At 46.5% G+C, this 1,039-nt stretch carries 1 protein-coding gene and 1 pseudogene; both read left to right on the top strand.

What is annotated here, in order from left to right; genetic code table 11:
* Nucleotides 1-426 (top strand): annotated as a pseudogene (locus EOO49_RS19280) (hypothetical protein); the annotation flags it as partial.
* A partial coding sequence (selD, locus tag EOO49_RS19275) for a selenide, water dikinase SelD (protein ID WP_290848770.1) occupies nucleotides 410-1,039 on the top strand: 630 nt, incomplete at its 3' end. The pseudogene EOO49_RS19280 and the gene selD, both read left to right, overlap by 17 nt.

Here is a 1,039-nt window from a genome sequence, read left to right as displayed (position 1 = left end):
CCCATCTGGGTAGAAGATGAGAGTCAGCGCATCGGACAAATCAATCTCCCTTCGGCCTTTTGGCAAAACATGCGTCGTTCGCCGGTGTATTTTCTCGAAATTCCGTTTGAAGAAAGACTGAAACATATTCTCACCGAATATGGCCAGCTTGACAAAGAAAAAATGATCGGCGCCGTTCAGCGCATCGCCAAACGACTGGGTCCGTTGGAAACAAAATCCGCCATCCAGTTTCTGGAAGAAGGAAACCTGCCGGAGTCTTTTCGTCTCTTACTGCATTATTACGACAAACGCTACCTGAAAGGTTTGCATAACCGCGAAGATGTTTCGCAATTGCTCACAAAAATTTCGTGTGAAAAAGTGGCGGCAGGCAATGCGGCCTTAGTTTCGCAGGCTCAACAAGCTTCTAACTATGCAGGAATCCCTTAAGCTTACGCAGTTCTCCAAAGGTGGCGGTTGCGGTTGCAAAATTGCGCCAGCCGTTTTACAGGAAATTTTAACCACGGAAAATAAGAGTTCGTTCAATCAACTTTTAGTGGGCAATGAAAGCAGCGACGATGCAGCGGTTTATCAACTAAGCGACGAAACGGCTGTTATCTCCACTACTGATTTTTTTGTTCCGATAGTAGATGATGCCTACGATTTTGGAAGAATCGCCGCCGCCAATGCCATCAGCGATGTCTATGCGATGGGCGGAAAGCCGTTGATGGCTATCGCTATTCTTGGCTGGCCGGTTGATAAACTTTCTACAGCAGAAGCGAAAAAAGTTTTGGAAGGTGGACGAAGCATTTGTGCGGAAGCAGGCATTCCCCTCGCCGGCGGGCACACCATTGATTCATCTGACCCGATTTTTGGTTTGTCTGTGACTGGTATAACAAATCCGAAACAGGTAAAGAAAAACAACACTGCACAAGAAGGCGATGTTTTGTTTTTGACAAAACCAATCGGTGTTGGTGTGTTGTCAACCGCTTTGAAACGGGGCGTTTTACAGCAGACGCATTACGATGTGTTACTAAAGCAAATGACCACCTTGAACAAAGCA

The organism is Flavobacterium sp., from assembly GCF_004295795.1.
Lineage (GTDB): Bacteria > Bacteroidota > Bacteroidia > Flavobacteriales > Flavobacteriaceae > Flavobacterium.
Note: the sequence above shows the minus strand (reverse complement) of the source record. Positions and strands in the feature narration are given on the sequence as shown.